Raw genomic sequence first — 3,094 nt, 5'->3', positions numbered from 1 at the left:
CGCGTCGGGCACCGAGGCCGGGGGCCGGGCCGGGCCGGCGCGTCAGGTCGGGTGTCGAGTGTCGGGCGGGCGGGGCCGGGCGTCAGGCGGCGCGGTACGCGGCCAGTGAGATGCCCACGTAGTGCACGACGAACGCGGCCAGCGTCAGCGAGTGGAACACCTCGTGGAAGCCGAACCAGCCCGGTGACGGGTTGGGTCGCTTGATGCCGTAGACGACGCCGCCGATGCTGTAGAGCAGGCCGCCGACCACCACGCAGATGAGCACGGCGAGGCCGCCGGCCTGGAGGAAGTCCGGCAGGAAGAAGACGGCGGCCCAGCCCATCGCGATGTAGCACGGCGTGTAGAGCCATCGGGGGGCGCCGACCCAGAAGACGCGGAAGGCGATGCCGGCCGCCGCCGCGATCCAGATGCCCCAGAGCAGCGCCTGCCCGCGGGCGCCGTCCACCAGCATGATGGTCAGCGGTGTGTAGCTGCCGGCGATGATCAGGAAGATGTTGGCGTGGTCGAGCCGGCGCAGCACCCGGTCGGCCCGCGGCCCCCAGTCGCCCCGGTGGTAGAGCGCGCTGACGCCGAACAGCAGGCAGGCGGTCAGGGTGTAGATCGCGCAGGCGAGCCGGGCCTCGGGAGTGGCGGCGAGCGCGGTCAGGAAGACGCCGGACGCCAGCACCGCGGGGAACATGGCCGCGTGCAGCCAGCCCCGCATCCGGGGCTTGCTCGGCAGGGCCGCGTGGATCATCTGGCGGGCGGCGTCCGGCGCACTGTGCGCGTCCGCGTTGTCGGCCGAAGAGTTGGGCGCAGCGGCAGTCATGCCTTCAGGTTACCTACGCGGCCGTAGGTAACTGAGGAGTGTCGGCCCGCGAACTCGCAGGTGTGACCGAAGTGACCCGGCGAAGTGGTGATGCTCACCTGAAGGCCCCCTGGACACATACGAGCAAGCGAGTCATGATCAGATGAGCGTAGTCGGCACCGGATGAGCAACGCCGCAGCATCCGGGTCGCAGCCCCCACGGGGCCGAGCTTGGGACAGAGACCGTGCGTCGCGGCCGTCGGTGGACAGCCGTCCACCGCGACAGCGACAACGGGCGTACCACCACACAACCCTCAAACCCTCTGGAGCGATCGTGGCGCGCAGTACTGCGGCTCCCACCACCCCGGCCCCCACCCGGCACCAGGAACTGACCACCTGGGTCGACGAGATCGCGGCCCTGACGCAGCCGGACCGAGTCGTCTGGTGCGACGGTTCCGAGGCCGAGTACGAGCGCCTGTGCGGGGAGCTCGTGGCCAACGGCACCTTCACGAAACTCGACCCGGTCAAGCGGCCCAACTCCTACTACGCCGCCTCCGACCCGTCCGACGTGGCGCGCGTCGAGACCCGGACGTTCATCTGCTCCGAGAAGGAGGAGGACGCCGGCCCGACGAACCACTGGATGGCGCCCGCCGAGATGCGGGAGACCTTCACCGGCGAGCAGGGCGTGTTCCGGGGCTCCATGCGCGGCCGCACCATGTACGTCGTGCCGTTCTGCATGGGCCCGCTGGGCTCGCCGCTCTCGGCGATCGGCGTGGAGATCACCGACTCCGCCTACGTCGCGGTGTCCATGCGCACCATGACCCGGATGGGTCAGCCGGTGCTCGACGAACTGGGTGAGGACGGCTTCTTCGTCAAGGCCGTGCACAGCGTCGGCGCCCCCCTGGAGCCCGGCCAGCAGGACGTGCCGTGGCCCTGCAACGAGACGAAGTACATCTCGCACTTCCCCGAGGACCGGGAGATCTGGTCCTACGGCTCGGGTTACGGCGGCAACGCCCTGCTGGGCAAGAAGTGCTACGCGCTGCGCATCGCCTCGGTGATGGCCCGCGACGAGGGCTGGCTCGCCGAGCACATGCTCATCCTCAAGCTGACCCCGCCGCGCGGTGAGGCCCGCTACGTGGCGGCGGCGTTCCCGTCCGCCTGCGGCAAGACGAACCTGGCCATGCTGGAGCCGACCATCCCGGGCTGGACGGTCGAGACCATCGGCGACGACATCGCCTGGATGCGCTTCGGCGAGGACGGCCGCCTCCGCGCCATCAACCCCGAGGCGGGGTTCTTCGGCGTGGCGCCCGGCACCGGTGAGGACACCAACGCCAACGCCATGAAGACGCTGTGGGGCAACACCGTCTTCACCAACGTGGCGCTCACCGACGACGGCGACGTCTGGTGGGAGGGCATGACCGAGGAGCCCCCCGCCCACCTCACCGACTGGAAGGGCAACGACTGGACGCCGGAGTCCACCACCCCGGCCGCCCACCCCAACGCCAGGTTCGCGGTCCCGGCCTCGCAGTGCCCGACGATCGCCCCCGAGTGGGAGGACCCGAAGGGCGTGCCGATCTCGGCCGTCCTCTTCGGTGGCCGCCGCGCCTCGGCGGTGCCGCTGGTCACCGAGTCCTTCGACTGGCAGCACGGTGTGTTCCTCGGTGCCAACGTGGCGTCCGAGAAGACCGCCGCGGCCGAGGGCAAGGTCGGCGAGCTGCGCCGCGACCCGTTCGCCATGCTGCCGTTCTGCGGCTACAACATGGGCGACTACATGGCCCACTGGGTGAAGGTCGGCAAGGACGCCGTCGCCCGCGGCGACGGCGACAAGCTGCCGAGGATCTACTACGTCAACTGGTTCCGCAAGAACGACGAGGGTTCGTTCGTCTGGCCGGGCTTCGGCGAGAACAGCCGGGTGCTGAAGTGGATCGTGGGCCGGCTCAACGGCGAGGCCGAGGGCGTCGAGACGCCGATCGGCGTGCTGCCGGCCAAGGGCGCCCTGGACACCGAGGGCCTGGACCTCTCCGAGGAGGAGCTGGACTTCCTGCTCACGGTCGACAGGGACGTGTGGCGCGACGAGGCGTCGCTCGTTCCCGAGCACCTGAACACCTTCGGCGACCACACACCGCAGGAGCTGTGGGACGAGTACCACGCACTGGTGAAGCGCCTGGGCTGATCCGGCGCGACGCCTGCCGACGGCACAGCCGTGCCGCCGGCAGGCGGGACGGCACCACGGCCGGGGGCCGGGTGGTCCAGGACGGATCGCCCGGCCCCCGGCCTGTGGTCGGCCGGTCGGGGAGCCTCAGCGCGG

The 3,094-nt window shown here is 70.8% G+C and carries 2 protein-coding genes; one reads left to right on the top strand and one right to left on the bottom strand.

The window, feature by feature from the left end; all coding sequences use genetic code 11:
• Window positions 1-82: 82 nt before the first annotated feature.
• The gene (trhA, locus tag ACYVE9_RS20775; RefSeq protein ID WP_461029403.1) at window positions 83-736 is read right to left on the bottom strand and encodes a PAQR family membrane homeostasis protein TrhA; all 654 of its coding nucleotides are present in this window, start codon (window positions 734-736) and stop codon (window positions 83-85) included.
• Window positions 737-1,120: 384 nt separating this feature from the next.
• On the opposite strand from trhA, the gene ACYVE9_RS20770 reads away from it, so the two are divergent.
• The gene (locus ACYVE9_RS20770; RefSeq protein ID WP_461029402.1) at window positions 1,121-2,959 is read left to right on the top strand and encodes a phosphoenolpyruvate carboxykinase (GTP); all 1,839 of its coding nucleotides are present in this window, start codon (window positions 1,121-1,123) and stop codon (window positions 2,957-2,959) included.
• The last annotated feature ends 135 nt before the right edge of the window (window positions 2,960-3,094 follow it).

The sequence above is a fragment of the Streptomyces sparsus genome, assembly GCF_054776295.1.
This window is presented reverse-complemented; position numbering and strand designations above follow the sequence as displayed.

Bases quoted from the DNA above. Each gene is read 5' to 3' on its own strand.
- trhA (WP_461029403.1), bottom strand. From the start codon at position 736: ATGATCCACGCGGCCCTGCCGAGCAAGCCCCGGATGCGGGGCTGGCTG.